The sequence below is a fragment of the Microbulbifer maximicatervae (SeqCode) genome (assembly GCF_052468155.1).
The window spans coordinates 3,415,392-3,434,190 of the sequence record NZ_CP174335.1 but is presented as its reverse complement, the minus strand read 5'-3'; the positions used below and the strand labels follow the sequence as shown (position 1 = coordinate 3,434,190).

Here is an 18,799-nt window from a genome sequence, read left to right as displayed (position 1 = left end):
AGAAGTCGATAACAAACCAAAGGTAGATTGTAAATTTAAATCTGCAGATTGAAACTCTCCATCTCAGCCACTACGTATAGACACTCCATCTACAGAAAATTGAGAATAATCAATTTAGGGTACTCCTATTCACTTAAACCCCACTAGAAACATTTCTCAAACCATTAAGCAAGGTTATGCACATTTTAATTATTTACGATGGAAAACCGGGCCATCTCAGTCCTTCGCTGGGGCTATACCAGCTGCTCTCCCGCCACTCCAAGGGCAAATACTCTTATGAAATCACCATCAGCAAACCAGTTTTAAAGACCCTAAACAAACCAATAAGACTATTGACTCGGCATCTCGCCAGAAGCGCACACAATTTTATTATGTTCTTTCACAGAAACCCCTCCTTCAAAAGAAAACCAGATCTAATTATTTCCTTTGGTGGAAATAGCGTTGCTGCGAACGTTGCACTAACCCAAAAAATACAATGCATGAATATTGCCATAGGAAATATTTACAGCTTCAGCAAAACCGATTTCTCTCTAACCCTATCTACCAAAGAGGATATTAAAAAATCAAGGAAATACCTTCCGTTTAGCCGCATAGATGTAAATTTATGCAATGCATTGGGCGACAACTTAAAGAAGAAACACCACAAACCCTTTTACACTTTACTTATCGGAGGCAATGGGAGCGGCTATAAATACACACGGAAGGATTATATAGAATTGATAGAAGAGCTAAAAAAAATAGCGATCTATCAAAATATTTCATGGCTAATTAGCACCTCAAGAAGAACCCCTAAATATGTGGCTGAGCTAATTGAAAGCAACATGCCATTTGATACATGCTTCAACTTGCTAGATTATGAGGCCCCCAACGCCAGCCTCGAAGAAATACTCGGTGCAAGTGAAGCTATCTTTATAACCGAAGACAGTTCATCAATGATTTCTGAGGCCCTTGCTCTATCTAAACCTATATATACTTTAGTCCCCCAAGAGAATAACATCTACGGAGCCCACAAAACTCTCATTAATAAACTTTACAGTGAAACTTATATAAAGAGGATGCAGATTTTCGAACTGGCCAAGACCTTCAATGATTCCCTATCAACAGATTTCAACTTAGATTATGGATACCATTCTAAAGCAAGATACGATGAAATTATCTCTGCGCTTGACATCAGCAGCAATGGTAGGTGAGCGATCTCAATCGCTTAAATTGACCATCATAACGACAGAGACTTCAACACAAAGATCTATTGATATATAACCTGAGACAAACTTTTAACAGCAAGAGATCCTGCATATTCTAACTAGTCAATTGCAGCAGCAAAAACTACTAGCAGCAAATAATATTCTCTTCAGCCCCACCAAGCGAGTAGAACTTCATCAAAAGCCAACCTAAATTTTAATCTATACATTCACTGCCAACTCACAATTAAAAATATCGTCCTAAAAAATACAAGCAAGTATTTCGCGTGGAGAGCCAACCCCACAATATCTAGCATACTGTTAAAATGGACCCATATCTTCCAGAGACCTTCTCAACAATCCCTTAATATAATTGATGCGGCCTCCAAATTTAATTATTTCAATTTCTTCTTGGGAAAGATCATTTTCCAACCAAATCTTAATGCCTTTTGTCACATTTCTCAGCCCTAGCATCTTGTTACCCCCTGTACAGCTTGAGAGATCATAAAATTGAAGTTGATCATCTTTACTAAAGGCGTCAAAATCGCTTGGATTACAAAATGTTAAAATGAGAATTCCGTGGTCAATAAGATTCTTGCGATAGAGTCCTGCTACACTTTTGGCTATGACGCAGCGCACTCCCAAATATCGCAATGTAATTGAGGCATGCTCCCGGCTCGACCCATGACCTAAACTGTTGCCAGCAATAAGAAATATATCCTCCTTGGTGCTCAAAGCCCGCTGATAAAAAGATTCATCTACACTTGAAAAAGCAAAGCGGCTTAACTCTGGGACATTTGACCAATAAGGCAAAGCATCCGCACCTCCGGGAATAATATCATCGGTTGAAACATTATCCTCCAGCTTTAAAAGCGCAGGGCCTTCGATCACACTTAACATTTTTTCCAAAACTGGCAAAGGCTTAATGTTGGGGCCCTTTCTCACCTCAACTTTCACTGGTATTTCCTGCGGTGGCTCCAATAGTGATCGCATATCCATTAGATGTTCAGGCTCTTCAAATACCGGATAATCCATGTCTAAATTTCTGGGGTCAGTTATTTTTTCTTTCAGGGCGCTGGCCGTCGCAGTCTCTGGGCTGCATAAATAGACGCTATCTTCTTTAGTTCCCGAACGCCCAGGGAAGTTTCTCGGCACAGTTCTAAGACTATTGTGCCCGCTAGCTGGGGCTTGCCCCATACCGATACAGCCACCACAGCCGGTTTCATGCAAGTAAGCCCCTGCACCAAGTAGTTTTTCAAGGTCACCACTATGAGTCAGCTCATGAAGTAGTTGGCGCGACGCGGGATTAATATCTAAAGAAACCTCGTGCGGTACAAAGAGACCATTTACCATCCGGGCGGGAATAGAAAAATCACGCAACCCAGGGTTAGCCGAAGAACCGATATAGCTCTGAGAAACTGGCCTACCTTCAACTTCACGAACTTTAACAACCTTATCCGGCCGCGAGGGGCAAGCGATCATTGGTTCAATTTTCGATAGATCTAAAGTTGCAACCTCATCATAGGTTGCATCCTTATCGGCAAGCAGCTCGACAAAGTCGCTCTCGCGCGACTGCTGCCGCAAGAAAAGCCTCACTTGATCATCAGCTGGAAAGACACTTGTTACGGCCCCCATTTCCTGCCCCATATTGGCGATTACGTGACGATCCATTGCTGTAAGGTTTGCCAATCCAGGGCCGTGATATTCAACGATCTTGTTCCAGCAACCTCTCAATGTATATCTACGTACAAGCTCCAAAATAACATCTTTAGCGCTTACCCATGGCTGTAGCTCCCCCTCTAAACGCACCCCCAAAATAGTTGGCATTACCAGAGAAAGCGGAAATCCCATCATTGCGAGCGCAACCTCAATTCCTCCGGCTCCTATTCCTAACATACCTAACGAGCCCGCAGCACATGAGTGGCTATCCCCACCCAAAAGGGTTTTACCGGGGATACCAAAACAAGCCATGTGGACAGGATGGCTAATACCATTTCCGGGTCGCGAGTACCATATCCCGTAGTTTCGACAGGAACTTTGCAGGAATACATGGTCATCACCATTCTTGTGGTCTGCCCTCAATACATTGTGATCCACATACTGAGCGCATATTTCTGCTTTCACCTGCCTCGCCCCCAAAGCTTCAAGCTCCAACATCACTAACGTGCCGGTGGCATCCTCACTGAGGACTTGGTCAATTTTAAGCTCGATAACACTTTGGGGAGCCATATTCCCTTTGACCAAATGACTTTCAATTAACTTTCTAGCTACGTTTAGGCCTGTCATTAAGTTACACTAACGAACTCTAATACTTATTCACCTAGACAACTTATTGGCCTAGCAATTCCGTTTTCGTTATCGACATAACTAGAAATAACGTATTAGTATAAATAAATATCCACTAGAATAATTAAATATATTTAGAGGCTTAAATCAAAGAAACTATTTTTATCTAAAACATGCACACCCAACAGCCTTCACAGCAACTCAAACCGCCTCATACGATAGAAAACTTCACCTTTCGGCACTACCAGATTGCTTGTCCCGTACAATCATCAAGAAGAATTACCCTGGCTGAATGTCATATATAGAGAAGTACTCAACATAAGCATGTTAATATTCAATTAATAGGAAATTCCAGCAGGATATTCGGAATTGAAAGTTTTACTTCTACCAGGACTTGATGGAACAGGAACACTGTTTTCAGGTTTGATTAAGGCACTACCAAAACAATGGACAACCGAAACTATCTGCCTTTCCAAGCTCCCAGGGGATAGTTACCTGGCTCAAGCTCAATCAATCGCCAAGAGCTATCTCAATGAGAAGACTTACATTATCGCTGAATCCTATTCAGGAAGAGTTGCATATGAGCTATCCCTTTTAGCTCCCGAGAAAATTTTAGGCATTACCTTTATAGCTAGCTTTATAAGCTCTCCTTCGCTGCTATCCAAGGCAGCACAACTAGCTCCAATTTCGCTTATAGACTGCCCATCTTTAACCAAAATCACACTAAATTTCTTTGGTTTCAATGGCAAAGGCAGTGACATACTCATTGACAGCACCTATAACGCCCTACTAAATACCAACAGAGGCAAACTAAAGCAAAGGCTTCATAATATCGCCTCTATCTCCAAACCATCCCAAAAATTGGAAATCCCTGCCGTCTATATCCGCCCGGGTAGAGATCGACTTGTAAGTAAAAAAGCTGTCATCGATATATCTGCGATATACATCAACCTCAATGTCATTGATATTCCAGGTGGGCACTTTATTGCTCAGGCACACCCCAACAAAGTCGCGAGAATTATTATGAATTTTGCAGAAGGATTATTGCCACCCTAACTTACCTCTCAATTAACGATTATATGGCGAGAAATTCCACAAATAATCCAGCCTTAGAATCTAAACTGATATTCGTTCATAAAATACCCCTTACCAATCTTGCTTCCCACAAAATTCTCAGAGTTAACAGTGAGCAATAGAGAGCATATTTCCTTTCTAGAGCCCATAAAAAATCCGCCCGCTTACTCAATGGATAAAGAAAATAGAAAATTAGAACTTAAACTTGATGTACAGTACGAAAAGAATAACATTTTCAGTTTTTACAAAACCCATGACACACCAACCTGGACCCGTGTATTTTCATCATCAATCACTCAAGAAGCAGGTTTCACACTGACAGGCCCTACCATTGAAATTCGCGCTGATAGCCACCTTACTATCCAGACAAACAACCTGCTGCCAGAGGAAGACCCCCTCAATACACCCGCTACAATAAACTTCCCCCATGAGTTCAATACCTACAACTTACATACTCACGGGCTCCACGTCTCCCCGGAATCTCCGGCCGACAATGTCTGCATGAAGATCAAACCAGGGGAAAGTTATACCTACGAATACGACATCCCAAAGGACCAACCCCCAGGGCTCTACTGGTACCACCCCCATAAGCACGGCTCTGTCGCTATACAAGTCGGCAGCGGGATGGCAGGTGCCCTAATCGTAAGGGATGAATTTGACGATGAACTTGAGGCAATGGGAGTTAAGGAACATATTCTTGTCTTCCAGAATATTGCCGTAGATGAGCACGGAAAAGTAGAGGATCAACACCAGGTCGCTAAGTTCCCAGATAGTGAATACTGTATTACCGTTAACGGACAATACTGCCCTATCATTCATGCAACGGTGGGCGAGCTTCTCAATCTGAGACTTCTCAATGCTACCACCAGGACATCGATAGATATCGATTGCCCTTGGTTCGCGCAAATGTACATCTACGGGTTTGATGGAAACCCTACTGATGACTACCGCCTACAAGACGGAGTAAGCCTGGGCCCAGCTAATCGAGCCTCCCTTTTCTTAAAAATCAGTGAAGCCGCCACTCCGGGAACTCATTTTTACATTTACAATAATGCGATTGAGTTCCAACAAATGCCGCATTATAAGTACCATAACAACAGTCCACTTTTTGTTATCGCTATTGCCCAGGGAGAGGAAATCGGAACGGCAATCTATGCCCCCAGCAAACCACCCGCCCGATGTGCGCCCCCACCCTTCCCCAGCAGTTTTAAAGTGGACTTACTGAAACCTATTACAGATGATGAGATCACCAATACACGTCGACTCACTTTCCAGGCCAACACGCTTGATGACCCTCAAAAATATTATCGCGGGCTGAATGTCAGTATTGATCATTCACCATTCGAAGGATGTGAAGTGGTTAATCATTACGTAGAGCTTGATGCAGTAGAGGAGTGGACCTTGGTTAATGAGAGTGAATTCCCACACCCAATCCATATACATGTTAATCCGTATTATGTTATCGAGGTGGTTGGAGAAGACCCCATGCACCACACACTCAAACTACCGTTTTGGTGCGACACTTTTCAAGTACCGCCCCATGGACATGTCAAATTCCGTACTCGTTTCAAAGATTTTACCGGAAAGTATCCTCTGCATTGCCACTTACTTTATCATGAGGATGGGGGCATGATGCAGCATGTTAGAGTTGTCAAAGATGCCTCTGAGATTCCAAAATAGTCCACTTATCTATCCAGTCATTGAATGCAAGGATCGTTAAAGTCCCGTAAGAACTAACACTTACTGGGGGCCACTTTTTGCGGGTCATGTAACTTGGGCGGAGTTGCATTACCACAATGCTTACTCAACCAATCGCAAGCATGGATAATATCCTTTGCAAGGCCACTGATTGCATTCTGATTGAGATGAGGGCGAACAACAATTCTCAGAGAGTTTACAGACTGAGCGTTTGGCGGCATCGAATAGGCAGAAAGAACCCATCCCCGCTCACGTACTTTATTGGATATATCATATTCATTAAAATTCTTATATTTTTTATTCAGGGTCATGGCAACAACAGGGATTCTCTGGGTTTTATTCATTATTTCAAAGTACCCACTGGCCACCAGAAGTTGACGAAGAGTCTGCGCATTTTCCAAGGTGTGCTGCATAATCTGCCTGTAACCCTCATAGCCTAGACGTATAAAGTTGTAATACTGGTAGGCAACCGGCGATGCATTTCGGCTGAAGTTCAATGTGGCTGTAGGCATCTCCCCACCCAGGTAATTAACATAGAACATCAAGTCTTCATCAAAAACTGCTCTTTCACGAAAAATTATCCACCCCAATCCCGGCGGCACCAAGCCAAACTTGTGCCCGGAGGCATTGATAGATTTCACTCTTGGCAAACGAAAATCCCATTTGTAATTCGGATAGAGAAATGGATTAACAAATCCTCCCGACGCCCCATCAATATGCATAGGGATATCGTTTCCTGTTCTCTCTTCATACTTATCCAACCAGTTTTGAATCGCCCTAAATGCATCATCCTCACCGGTAAAGGTTTGTCCGGCGATAGCGACAACAGCGATGGTATTCTCATCGACCAACTCATCCAGATGTTCACTGGTAAAGCGGTAATGACCAGGCTTTAACGGTGCTATGCGCGGCTCCACATCAAAGTAGCGCATAAATTTGTCCCAAACGATCTGCACATTGGCTCCGGTAACCAGGTTAGGTTTTGAGCCGTCTTTGCCGGCTTGCTGCCTCTTCTTACGCCAATTCCACTTGTGCGCCAAACCAGCCAACATGCAGGCCTCTGACGAGCCTATGGTCGCTGCGCCGTATGGCTCTACTCCCTCAGGTCCATTCCAGAGGTTGTGTAACCAGCGAACCATTCGCGCTTCCATCGCAAACAGCTGTGGATACATGTCGTGATCAATATAGTTCTTCAGATAATGTTTCTTAGCGACCTCAAATGCTTCTGACTCAGTAAAAGTTGTGACAAACGAAGATAAGTTCATCGCAGGCTTTGCGTCAGCCCAGGTTTCACTGGTTACAATAGCCTCAGCAGCCTCTGCTGAAATACTACACCGGGGAAAATGCTTTTCTGGAATATCTTCATTGTATTCGTCAAAGAACCTGTCAAATGGAGATTGCTCTTTCACTACCTACCTCCGGCTCACTCATCAATATCAGAAAATGACTGCTGTTGATGGCCCCCCTCCCCCCGCCAGGAGGGATTGTGAAAATAGAAAATTAACAAGGGAACGGTGATCGCTATAGCAATTCCACCCAGATTGAGAGCAACATAAGTTACAGGATTTTTTATCGTGAGCTGTTCTGGTGGAAAAAATGAAACTACCAAGGCAAAAACAACGGAAATTAGGCCTATTCCGGCAACAATACAAACCCCTGGCAGCCCTCCCGGGATACGAAAACTTCTGGGTAAGTCTGGTTGCGTGATCCGCAATCGAATAACCGCAGCAAACATCATTATGTACATAATGATATATAAGCTAATAGCCATCACTGAAATTAAAACAAAAGCTGTAGATACATTATCCATTAAAATGTAAATGGACGAGATTGCCGCTACCACTACAAACTGTGCGAGGAGAATATTTTTTTGTACACCCACCCGGTTTTCTCGCTGAAACCAGGGCGGCAACATCCCATCCTGGGCCGTAGCCAGTAGCCCTCGACTGGGGCCAGCCAACCATGCCAAGGCACCACTTAGTGCACCATAGCCAATTAGCCAGGAAAGTGCTTGCACGGGCCATTGAATCCCAAGTAGCTGCCCAAAAGCTCTTTCGTAAGCTGTAAATAAGCCAGTTTCTACAGATATCTCTTTATAGGGCAAAATTGCAGCAATAGAGAGAGCGCCGAGGGTGAACACCAGGATGGAAATAACGGCGGCGATGGCAATTACAGCTGGATATCCTCGACGGGTATCACGTAGTTCCGACACATGCGTGGCCTGTGCTTCCACACCAGCAAAGGCAAGTAATATACCCCCGAGAAAAGCAATAGCCCCCAAACCGTTAATATGGGGAAACCAGCGCGGGTGATCATAACCATCCCGACGCACTGCTACTTCCGGGTCGGTCAAGGTCTCCCAGCCAATAGGATTACCACTCACCACCCACCAAACAGCCAGGACAATCAAAATCAAACAGGGAAATACGATACCCACCAGAAATCCAAACTGTGCCACTTTTACCAGAAAGCGGGTTCCGGTAAGGGCAATCAATGTCGCTAGCAAATAGGCAAGAATACAAAACCCACCGATATAGTAGGTATTCTGGGCGATGGTATTATCGCCCACCGCATAAGCCACCGCCGCAGCGGCAAAACCCAACTCCGTGGGATACCAAACAATGCACTCGATCCATTGCAACCATATAGCGACAAAACCCACCTTCGGGGTAAAGGCCTCACCAACCCAGGTATAGACACCCCCAGTACGCTCTGAAAAGGCGCTGCCAAGTTCTGCCGACACGAGCCCTGCAGGAATCAAGAACAGCAATGCCGCAAAGCCGATATAGAAAAACATCGTCAGTTCTTCTTGCGCCATCATCGGCAGGGTACGCAAGCTGGTAACGACCGTTGCGGCAGTTAGGAGCCCGAGAGCAGCCACAGAAAACATCTTTCTGTTGGCAATATCCGGGGTGCTCGATGCACTGCTCCCTTTTGGTCGCACTGATGGGACCTCCCTGGAGTGCAATATTTTTGCGGCAGTACAAAGAAGCAAAGCCTATCGTGGGGGTCTGCGGGATAGATGGGATAACAGAGGTGCCGCTACCAAGGCATAAGCCGCCCTTTTAGCAACGGACTTATGGAAACATAGAATTCATAGCAAGTCGGTGCCCACACCATCTTTCACCCAAGGAGAAATCGGCTAGGGCAGCGGTATGTGGCAGTTAGCCTGGAACCCCATGTTTGGTGTAGATATCGAAGCGGCCGGATTTCCCCTCCAAGGAAAGGTTGGGCTTCATATCAGCCAAATAGGGGGCAAGCTTAGGGCGCTTAACTACTGTGCGGTAGTAGCAGGCCGCCAAGGCAGGGCTCAATAAGCTATCCGCATCCTCATCAGTCCCAACCAAATGATGGAAGGCAGCCATTTCCTTTTTGACCTTGGCAGCTTTCCCTCGCGCAGGGAACATCGGATCCAGATAAATAACAGGGATGGATTCCTCCGATTGCAGCGCGAGCCACTCTGACGCCGCCGTACAGCAATCCACCAAGCTCATTCGCTCAGAAATTGCAGCCAACTCAGCATCCCCGATAGACGCCTGTCGCAGCCGGCGTATTCCATCTTTCAGCAATTGGAAAACAACCGGATTGCGCTCCAGCATCTGCACCTCACATCCCAGCGCCGCCAGAACAAAAGCATCTCTACCCAAACCAGCGGTGGCATCGAGAACTTTGGGATGGAAGCCAGAACGCAGACCAACAGCTTTTGCTACTGGTTGAGCTTTACCGCCGCCATACTTGCGGCGATGAGCAAGTGTTCCAGCAACAAAATCCACCCATACTGGCCCGGCTGCTTTACGCCCGGTCGCACATAACTGCAGTTGCTCTCCGAGACACAACACTTGGGGAAAGTCGACCACATCAGCAGGAGAAATAGCTCCAAGGAGGGGGTAATCTAACTGAGCGGATAGTTCTTCCGCTGCGGAAACATATTCTGGCGCCGCAGCGACAATAGCCAACGATGGACTCACCTGCCCTCCAGGTAACATTGAAAAAGGGAGGCGATGCTAACCCGGTTTTTGTAACCATTCCAGAGCTTGAGCGGACTCCTCTTCGGGAAAGGGACGCACCTCAGCACTGATGAAGTGACAGGCAAGGTTGGGCATAAAGCGGAGGATAGGATTATCGGTAACCACGGCTATCCGGCGGATATGCCTTTGATGCTCTCGAATAAAGCGAAAATGAGAGATCATTGCGACGAAGCTCTCCCAGCCAGCGAAATCTCCCGCATTGACTAGCAACCCTTCTATACGTCCCCGCTTGCTAATGATCGGATCAACTTGAGCGGCTAGCAACTGGAAGTCCTCAACGGTTAACTTCCCAACTGGTCTAACCTCGAGTATTCGATCACCCTGATGCCAGATATGCTCAATCATATTTTGAGAATGCGGCAGGGCCACACTTCTGTGCGGCCCTGCTTTTCGCTTAGCTCGATGTAGCTGAGTCATTACTATTGGTCAGTTATCATTACTTTCCATTCCTTCATCCTGACCGGTATCTGCCTCTGTATCTGTTTCAGTGCCATCGGCAGAGGCATCCATATCGTTAGTCGCGCCCTCTACAGCATCATTGGCTTCCTTCGTAGCATCATCTACGACCTTATCCGCTTGCTGATTTAGGTCGCCGCCCGAGTTATTGCTCGCGTCTGGCATGGCGCTAGAATCATTAGCATCCGGGCTCATGTTGCCATCTGCACCCATATTGTCTGAACCAGACATAGTAGCGTCAGGTGAGCCCCCGTTATCTGAAGACCCCGGAGGGGCGGGATCGGTTGAGTCAGAGTCCTGGGGCATTTGGGAATCGGGATTGCCCATACCATCAGGGGAATCCGAGGTATCTGCTGGGGCCATTGAGCCACCGCTACTTCCTCCACTAGAGGGGGTAGAGGATCCCCTCATCTGTTCACTCTTCTGCTCCTGCTCCATCGAGTTATAGGCTTCTTTAGCCTTATGCTCGCCGCTGCGCGACATAAAATAACCGATGATCAGTAATAAAATGATCAGGGGAATCAGTAACTTCTTCATATCTGGACCTCTCGACCCCAGGCAAACTCAAAAGAAGACATTAATCATTAAAATCGAGCCGGTTACACAGTGCTGGTCGGTGTACTTTCTCGATAACAATCCCAAACCCTGACACTCCAGCCTGTTTACAACGGTGCGCAACTTAATGAGATGCAGCGCCTGTAAAAGAAGGTCGCGCCAATACTGATAAGAATAACCCTCCTTTGGGGTTCTTCAAGGGGGAGAGCCACTTCGTAGCAGGTTGGATTGCTGTAAAGAAAGAACCAGTTACAACTGATAGTTCTAACAGGTCTGCAAGAAAGCAACTTATTAGCCCTGTTTAATAAACTTATTAAGTTGGGCTAGTATCGCCGTGGCGTCTGACTCGGCAATAACCGCCTCACAACTCCTCAGGTGTAACCTTCCGTAGCTATCCAAATTCGCAAAAATCAGATAGTTTTCACCTTGCTCCAGCTTTAAATCGCAGGATTCAAATCCCAGGCGGAAGGTGATCTCTCCACCCATTGGCCCCTTCCAAACCTGGCTGGGAACGGCAGAGTAGATATAGCCAGATATGGCTGTAATTCCCTCCTCAGACAGTGCGCTATCCACATCCCTGTGAACATCAATAATTTCTACTTGCGCCACAACCTCAGCTTGGGCAAAACGTAATTCCAAATGAGCAGTAGATGCCGAAGCTATGTCCTCAGCCGCATGCGCCGTGCTACTCACTAGGAGATATAAAATAACGCTCACGATTTTGGAAAATGTCTCACAGGATATTTTTTGCGTCACAACCCTCTCCTTACTTATGCTCTTATCGCAGTAGACATAGCACAAGTAATTAGGATCGGCTTATTCTTTTTTACAGAGTCTGAAGGATGGCTAAGAGGTGAGGAAATTTGGCAGAAATTCCTCTAGCGTGAAAATCAATACAGTGGATAACCAAGCGGGCTACTCAGTGAGCAGCCCTGATAGCTATAAAATCGGCCATTTAAATACCGGTATAGGTTAAGCGATAGATTTTATGGGCAAAATCGTCAGAAATTAGCACACTACCATCAGGCATTTCTAAAAATGCAACAGGGCGCCCATAGGTGGTTTCATCCCGCATAAAACCAGTGACCAGCGGCTTGTAATCCGTGACCTCCCCATCTTTAACTGTCGCCATCATTACTCGGTAACCTGATTTTTTGCTTCGATTCCAGGACCCGTGCTCAGCAACCAACAAGTTCTGCTGGTATTCCTTGGGAAACTGCCCAGCGCGATAGAAGTGAATTCCGAGAGGCGCCACATGGGCACCTAAATTTAATACCGGCTTGGAATAATCAGCGGCCTTCTTACCCTGGCCAAATTCCGGATCTGCAATATCGTCACCGTGGAAATAAGGATAGCCAAAATGCTCTCCTGCAAAGCTTACCTTATTGATTTCACAGGGTGGGATATCATCACCCATCATGTCCCGACCATTGTCTGAAAACCACAATTCATTGGTTTGCGGATGAAAATCAAAGCCAACGGAGTTTCTCACTCCATTTGCAATCACTTTTGTTTTCTTAGATTGCAAGTCCAGCGAAAATATTTTTGAGTAATTTTCGTTGGCATCACAGATATTACAGGGCGCGCCGACGGGCACTATCAGCTGCCCTTCACTATCAAAACGCAAAAATTTCCAACCATGATGCCTGTCCGCTGGAAACTGATCGTAAACAACCTCAGACTTCGGTTTGTCAAGATTTTTATCAATCTGGGGAAAGCGAATAATCTTATTGACATCAGCCACATATAAATCGCCATTTTTATAGGCAATACCTGTCGGCGCTTTTAAATCATCCATCAATAGCCAACGCTGATCAGCTACACCATCATTATCTGTGTCCTTGAAAGCATAAACTTTTTTCGCGCTGAAAGAACCAGAAAATACTGTACCCGACTCAGAACGTGCCAATTGACGAGCAGTCTCAACATCTTCTGCAAAGTAGCTGAGCTTAAAGCCCTCGGGTACCTTGAGGTAATCAAGGTCTATCTCAGCACTTGCAGAAGCTGCAAATAGCAAACTGGCCAAAAGTAAGTATTTCATATTTATATTCTTGCAAAATATAAATATTAACTAAAAGTGAAGATGTTGATCAACTCAGAGATTCAGACATACATGAGCATTCATGCTTAAACCCTGAAAAGCCGCCTCCCATATCGAAGATAAGCCGAAAATCAACGAAATCCAGTATTTTCAAGCGAACTGTTTGCGGTATTTACTGGGAAGAATACCTTTCTGCCGAAGAAACGCCCTTCTCATTTGTTCCTGCGACGAAAAGCCACACTGGGTTGCCACTACATCCTGACTAATCCCTGCCTCCAATATTAACTGACAGGCCTTCTCAACTCTAACCTGCTCCAAATACCGAGCCGGAGTTACACCTATCTCGCTTGTGAAGCAGCGAGAAAAATTTCGGGGACTCATTGCTTGTTTTTTGGCCAAAAAATCAACACTGAGAGACTGCTCTAAGTTTAGGTTTATCCATTCCAACAACGGGGAGAACCTATTATTTTTTAATTGTGCCTGTAAATAACTACTGTACTGACTCTGATCACCATCACGCTTCAGGTACAAAATCATTTCCCGAGCAACTAAAAGGGCCAGTTTTCGACCGAAGTCCTCCTCAACCATAGCCAAGGCCAAGTCTATCCCTGCACTTCGCCCTACAGAACTGTAGATTTTCTTATCTCTCACAAAAATCGCTTTGTTATCTACTTCAATATCTTTATATTTTTTTAGATCACCGATGTATTTCTCATGGGTTGTAGCCCGATGCCCTGATAAAACTCCAGCCTTAGCAAGTACCAATGTGCCACTTCCGCTAACCCCTATCCTCTCAACTTCCTTTGCCTTAACTTTCAACCACTCAAGAAACTGACTGTCATCCGTTAAGTCAAGGCAACTTTTCGCAGTACCACCACCAACTAAAAGAGTATGGATGGAGCCTGCCTCTTCAAAAGACTTGTCAGGATATACTTTTAGACCTGTTGATATTTCCTTGGGCTCTTTGGACGCAGCCAAAAATTCGATGTTGTAAAGCTGGTTTTCACCGTAACCGAAATCGGCCATTTGCTTATTTGCAAATGAAAAAACCTCTGCTGGGCCAGCAATATCCAAGCATTGAGCGCCGGAGCAAATAACAATGGATACCGTTCTTTTATTTCTTTCCTTAAGACCCAGGTAGGGCGATGGGGTACTACATTTCACTTTGAACACCTAAAACTAACTTATCAAACTTAAAGGATTTTTTATGTTGTCTTGCAAAGTTAACCTGTCGCAAAAAGACAAAATGACTATTTTGGATTCAGTGACTTTAAGTGAGAATGTACCAGCATCCTATATTCTGTAAAGAGATATTATTATTGCTTTTCGGAATAACGGGTCATCTATTATTTGGGGCTCCTTAGCTGGTCAAATTCAACCCTATTTATCTTTACAAGCCACCCAAATATTTTTTATCTCTTTATTTGGCACCATTGAACCAACAATTATTTTGTTAGGCGGTAAGAGCTAGCATTTTTCACCCTTATAAAATTGGCGCTTTTTGCATGCTATTTAGCAGAAAATAGAAGGCCCTCTCTTAAAAGACCATTATTTGGAATAACATGTTTTGTACCAATTAGCTCCACCAAATAGTTTCAATAGTAAAACAAACTCACTACACCTCCCGTAATGGCATTACGTAAAAAGTAATTATTTGGAATGAGGCAACAATTAAATTTTTCAGGCATTGTCTTTTTTCAGTAATATTTGACCTCGCACCCAAGGATTGCAGGTTATATTTCTTTGAAATCAATAGAGCTTTAGTGCATTTTCCCTCACAGCTAGCCGAGATTTACTAGCCCCAATATCGTCAAACAAGGGGCACAATAAAAACCTAATGAAAGAGAATCAAATAAAACACATGCAGGGCAATTAAATGATATTTTGGATTAAAATTTTACACACATTAAGAACAACTTCTGCCCATTTTTCCACGTAAAGCTTTGGCCTTGTAATTCGCGACAAGCCGTAAGAACTATATGTCAGGCTGCCATTATGTAAACATGGTGTAGAGTGAGACCATATCTACGCATCTATCCCCCGTATAGCTCACTACCTTAACTTCAATAGAATTAAACAGGCAGCCTTTAAGCAATAGAAGGGAATCGACCTCTTGTAGGCACCTTCTTGTAAGAGCCCCCAGCCAAAGAGTAGAGAGGGACTCTATACAGTACTCAATTAGGCGGTACCGGCCATATTACACTTAATGACAGTTACAACTTTTCAAGTTTATGGATAAGGCCTCCAGATGAAATACTGCTAACCCCATTCCCTGCCCAGATCTGGCTTTGACTAAGGTTGGTAAATGACTCCACCAAATTCACACTGCCATCGCGACTAAAAGACCCAGAGGTTAACGCAGTAATATCCCAGTAAATGCTACTATAAAACTGCCTGTCCATTGCCGTGTTCATACCATCGCCACTATAGAGGGAAACATCACCTGCTGTTTTACGCTTGAAGGCTGTAACTAATGAAGGGAGTGAAGATCCGCTAAAGTCATTAGCTTCCATTGCAGTAATTGTGAAATCAGGGCTTGAATAAAAGTATCCGTACCCGGTTGCTGAAGTAATACCATCTCCACGATAAATTCGGGTTTCATCATCCGACTGGAAGGCCACTGTTAGCTGATCATGTCCTGCCCCCAAGAAATCGCCAGATGCCAACGCGGGGACTTCCCAGTAGTCACTGCGGTGTAGAACCCCCATATTTGTCAAGCCTTCAATACCGTCTCCACGGTAGATGATCGTTTCACCTGATGGAGCGGTCATAGCCGTGACAATTTCAGAAGCGCCATCGCCATCAAAGTCACCCGATACTATTGCGTCAATGCTCATATCAACGCTATTAAAAAGTTGCCCTTGATCAAATAAGCTTCTAGTGCCGTTACCACGGTAAACTATTGTCTCATCACTCTCCCTATTTGAAAGTACAGTAATAGCCTGGTCCGACTCACCACCACCGTAATTACCGCTCTCCAAATTAGAGACTTTATAATCCGAACCGATATAGACAACGTCCTTAAGGTATTTCCCTTCACCACCAGTAGCCAAAACAACTTTTGTAAAGTCGTTATAGTTTAATGCTACCAATATTTCATCCAGGCCATCTCCATTAAAGTCACCAGCGATGGTGCCTCCAATGCTTTCCTTAACTATTTGATCTCCATGATAGAACTTTTGCTCTCTTTCAATAAAAGTACCAACATCGTCAGACGCAAGAGTAGCTGTAACTTCTATTTTACTACGATCACGATAGGGGAAAGTAATTATGTTGTTTTTCACTAAATTACCAAACGAAGGCTGCTCCCCACCGGCTACATTACGCCAGCTAGAAAGAAAGGCTATCTTTCCAGAGCGATCTGAATAGTTACTGTGTATATTGTTAAAATTACTAGCATCCCTTACCCGAACAGGGTCACCTGATATAGTGTAAAAGTAGTTCCCATACACCTCATTCTCACTGCTATTATGAGCAAGATATACTGCATGCATTAACGATGATTGCTCAGGGATATTCTCCGCCTTATGAAAAACATTATTATAAATCACGTTATATTTTGAATTTACAACGTCAACCACACCATACCCAGCGCAACCTTCTGGGCAGTTACTAACATCAAATAATGTGCCCATTTCCACAAACTTATTATCGTGGATTTTATTACAGCCATTCCAGCTCGACGCTCTATTCTGCCTACCACCATTAAAGATTATTCCGTAGGTGGCATAGTTGCGCAATGTTAAGCCACTGATCTCAACATTGGTGCACTGACCATCTTGAGCGCTCAGATTAAAAAATGACTGGCTTCCCTGCCCCTCAAATACCGGCTCCTCATCAGCGTAAGGCTTAATAATTAACCGATATACCTTATCAGTCTCAGTCCATTTCACACTTTCAGCGTAATAAGTACCGCCACGAATAGCAATCGTGGTATCACCATCACTAAAATCCACTAGCTCCTGTGCCCGGGATAAAGTCTTTACCGGCTCCTCAATATTGATACCGGTATTGGAGTCATCTCCCTCAGAGGACATATAGATTGTCTTTGAAAAGCCAGCCGCCGGAAGCATCATCAACATCCAGGCAAAACACTTAAAATTAGACCTAAGTCTCATTTAAAACCTCACAGATAAGTTAGGTGACAAAAATGGGTAATTGTCACGAGGCTTCATCTTAGATTTCCTGACTTTTATTACAAAGGACAAGCTTCCTGCAAAAGCTCTACTTTTTGGTATTTGGCACCATCTTAGTTCACATTCATAAGAAATTAACACCGCGCCATACCTGAGATAAAGCATGTAAATATTTACTTCAAAAAGTATCCGACAATTGAACCTTAGATTGCCAAACTGAATACTGGGCAATAAATTAATTCACTCCTCATCGGAATCCATTTTAATTTTATATAACTGCAATTAAATAGATGTAACACTAAGCTCAAACTATTAAATGTGTCACACTACGATCTTTATTTGAATCAAAAACCTCAAGAAAATAGATACAATCAGAGCTTCACAAAACATTAATTATTACATCTTGGGTTTTTCTGAATCCACGAGTACACTTTAGCTTTACTCCATCTATTTTATCGTGACTGAATACTGTAACAGGGAGGGTTGCACAGCTGGAACGCAAAGCACTCTACGAGGTGACTTTTCCAGTATGAGGGGGCTGGAGGATAAAATTAAGGCGTTCATTAAGATCCACAATTGAGCGCCGGCGAAACCTTTCAATTGGACCAAAAGCGCCGCGAAAATTACTGCTTTAATTGAGCCAGTATAAAAAGTGCTAGCGAATTAACCCCATACATCACTATTTGACTGGAATGGCCGATAACTGCACCTTGAAAAAGCAGCACTATTGCCGAAGGTATCCCACAAATTCTAGAATGGCAAAATATATCATCAAAGTACCGGCTCTATTTCAACCATGTCTTTGAAAGCCGCTTTAAACGCTTGGAGGAACCCGTTGAGAAAGCAGCCAGTTGCATCTGCTCTTGCCGGCGTTCTTCAATCAACCTCTTGATTCTTGATGTACTCTCGAATCATCTGCTCATCAAGACCTACTGTACTCACGCAGTAGCCCCGAGCCTAAAAGTGCCTTCCTGTGAAATTTCTCTGCACATGCTTGTACTTCCGAAATATCTGGATCGCAGATTTCCCTTTCAGAAACCCAACCGTATTGGAAACACTTAACCTTGGAGGAATCATTAACAACATATGAATGTGATCCCTCATTGCGTACCCCTCGACCAACTCAATGTCTTTTTGACGACATAAGTCTCGGAATATTGCTCCAATCTCACGTTTCAATGCTCCAAATAACGTTTTCTTTCGATACTTGGGAACAAATACCACATGGTACCTGCAATAATGTTTCACGTGAGCTTGGCACTGCCAATCTCGCACATGGCCTCCTTAAAGAACTTGCCGGTTCATGGAGGTCATATTTTTACTCTGCACGCCGGAACGGCAGAG

At 44.3% G+C, this 18,799-nt stretch carries 13 protein-coding genes and 1 pseudogene; 3 read left to right on the top strand and 11 right to left on the bottom strand.

Annotated features, from left to right (window positions below; genetic code table 11):
- Positions 1-176 precede the first annotated feature (176 nt).
- On the top strand, positions 177-1,190 hold the full coding sequence (locus ACJJIY_RS14725) for an ELM1/GtrOC1 family putative glycosyltransferase (protein ID WP_445358187.1): 1,014 nt from the start codon (positions 177-179) through the stop codon (positions 1,188-1,190).
- A 312-nt stretch (positions 1,191-1,502) separates the two neighbouring features.
- Here the strand turns inward: ACJJIY_RS14725 and ACJJIY_RS14720 are convergent, their stop codons facing one another.
- Positions 1,503-3,410: an aconitate hydratase gene (locus ACJJIY_RS14720; RefSeq protein WP_445359675.1), complete on the bottom strand. Its 1,908-nt coding sequence runs from the start codon at positions 3,408-3,410 to the stop codon at positions 1,503-1,505.
- A 426-nt stretch (positions 3,411-3,836) separates the two neighbouring features.
- On the opposite strand from ACJJIY_RS14720, the gene ACJJIY_RS14715 reads away from it, so the two are divergent.
- Both ACJJIY_RS14715 and ACJJIY_RS14710 read left to right on the top strand, forming a co-directional pair.
- A complete protein-coding gene (locus ACJJIY_RS14715; protein ID WP_445358186.1) occupies positions 3,837-4,523 on the top strand; it encodes an alpha/beta fold hydrolase in 687 nt (228 codons plus the stop codon).
- A 129-nt stretch (positions 4,524-4,652) separates the two neighbouring features.
- Positions 4,653-6,221: a multicopper oxidase family protein gene (locus ACJJIY_RS14710; RefSeq protein ID WP_445358185.1), complete on the top strand. Its 1,569-nt coding sequence runs from the start codon at positions 4,653-4,655 to the stop codon at positions 6,219-6,221.
- A gap of 53 nt (positions 6,222-6,274) precedes the next feature.
- Here ACJJIY_RS14710 and gad read toward each other — a convergent pair whose 3' ends face one another.
- The 10 genes and pseudogenes from gad to tnpA form a co-directional block, all read right to left on the bottom strand.
- Positions 6,275-7,648, bottom strand: a complete 1,374-nt coding sequence (gene gad / locus ACJJIY_RS14705; protein WP_445358184.1) for a glutamate decarboxylase — start codon at positions 7,646-7,648, stop codon at positions 6,275-6,277.
- A 14-nt stretch (positions 7,649-7,662) separates the two neighbouring features.
- Positions 7,663-9,183: an amino acid permease gene (locus ACJJIY_RS14700; protein ID WP_413665489.1), complete on the bottom strand. Its 1,521-nt coding sequence runs from the start codon at positions 9,181-9,183 to the stop codon at positions 7,663-7,665.
- Between the two features lie 220 nt (positions 9,184-9,403).
- Positions 9,404-10,207 carry a class I SAM-dependent methyltransferase gene (locus ACJJIY_RS14695; protein ID WP_444905541.1) on the bottom strand — a complete coding sequence of 268 codons (804 nt, stop codon included), beginning with the start codon at positions 10,205-10,207 and terminating at the stop codon, positions 9,404-9,406.
- Between the two features lie 36 nt (positions 10,208-10,243).
- Positions 10,244-10,612 (bottom strand): SpoIIAA family protein, encoded by a 369-nt coding sequence (locus tag ACJJIY_RS14690; protein WP_413665487.1) that lies wholly within the window; start codon positions 10,610-10,612, stop codon positions 10,244-10,246.
- Between the two features lie 81 nt (positions 10,613-10,693).
- Entirely contained in the window at positions 10,694-11,260 is a 567-nt protein-coding gene (locus ACJJIY_RS14685; protein WP_444912840.1) for a hypothetical protein, read from the bottom strand.
- Positions 11,261-11,569: 309 nt separating this feature from the next.
- Positions 11,570-12,034 (bottom strand): netrin-like domain-containing protein, encoded by a 465-nt coding sequence (locus tag ACJJIY_RS14680; RefSeq protein ID WP_444897587.1) that lies wholly within the window; start codon positions 12,032-12,034, stop codon positions 11,570-11,572.
- Between the two features lie 199 nt (positions 12,035-12,233).
- Positions 12,234-13,319, bottom strand: a complete 1,086-nt coding sequence (locus tag ACJJIY_RS14675; protein ID WP_445358183.1) for a PQQ-dependent sugar dehydrogenase — start codon at positions 13,317-13,319, stop codon at positions 12,234-12,236.
- Between the two features lie 150 nt (positions 13,320-13,469).
- Positions 13,470-14,393 carry a GlxA family transcriptional regulator gene (locus ACJJIY_RS14670; RefSeq protein WP_445358182.1) on the bottom strand — a complete coding sequence of 308 codons (924 nt, stop codon included), beginning with the start codon at positions 14,391-14,393 and terminating at the stop codon, positions 13,470-13,472.
- Between the two features lie 1,139 nt (positions 14,394-15,532).
- The gene (locus tag ACJJIY_RS14665) at positions 15,533-17,275 is read right to left on the bottom strand and encodes a hypothetical protein (protein WP_445358181.1); all 1,743 of its coding nucleotides are present in this window, start codon (positions 17,273-17,275) and stop codon (positions 15,533-15,535) included.
- A 1,056-nt stretch (positions 17,276-18,331) separates the two neighbouring features.
- Positions 18,332-18,730 (bottom strand): annotated as a pseudogene (gene tnpA, locus ACJJIY_RS14660) (IS200/IS605 family transposase).
- Positions 18,731-18,799 lie beyond the last annotated feature (69 nt).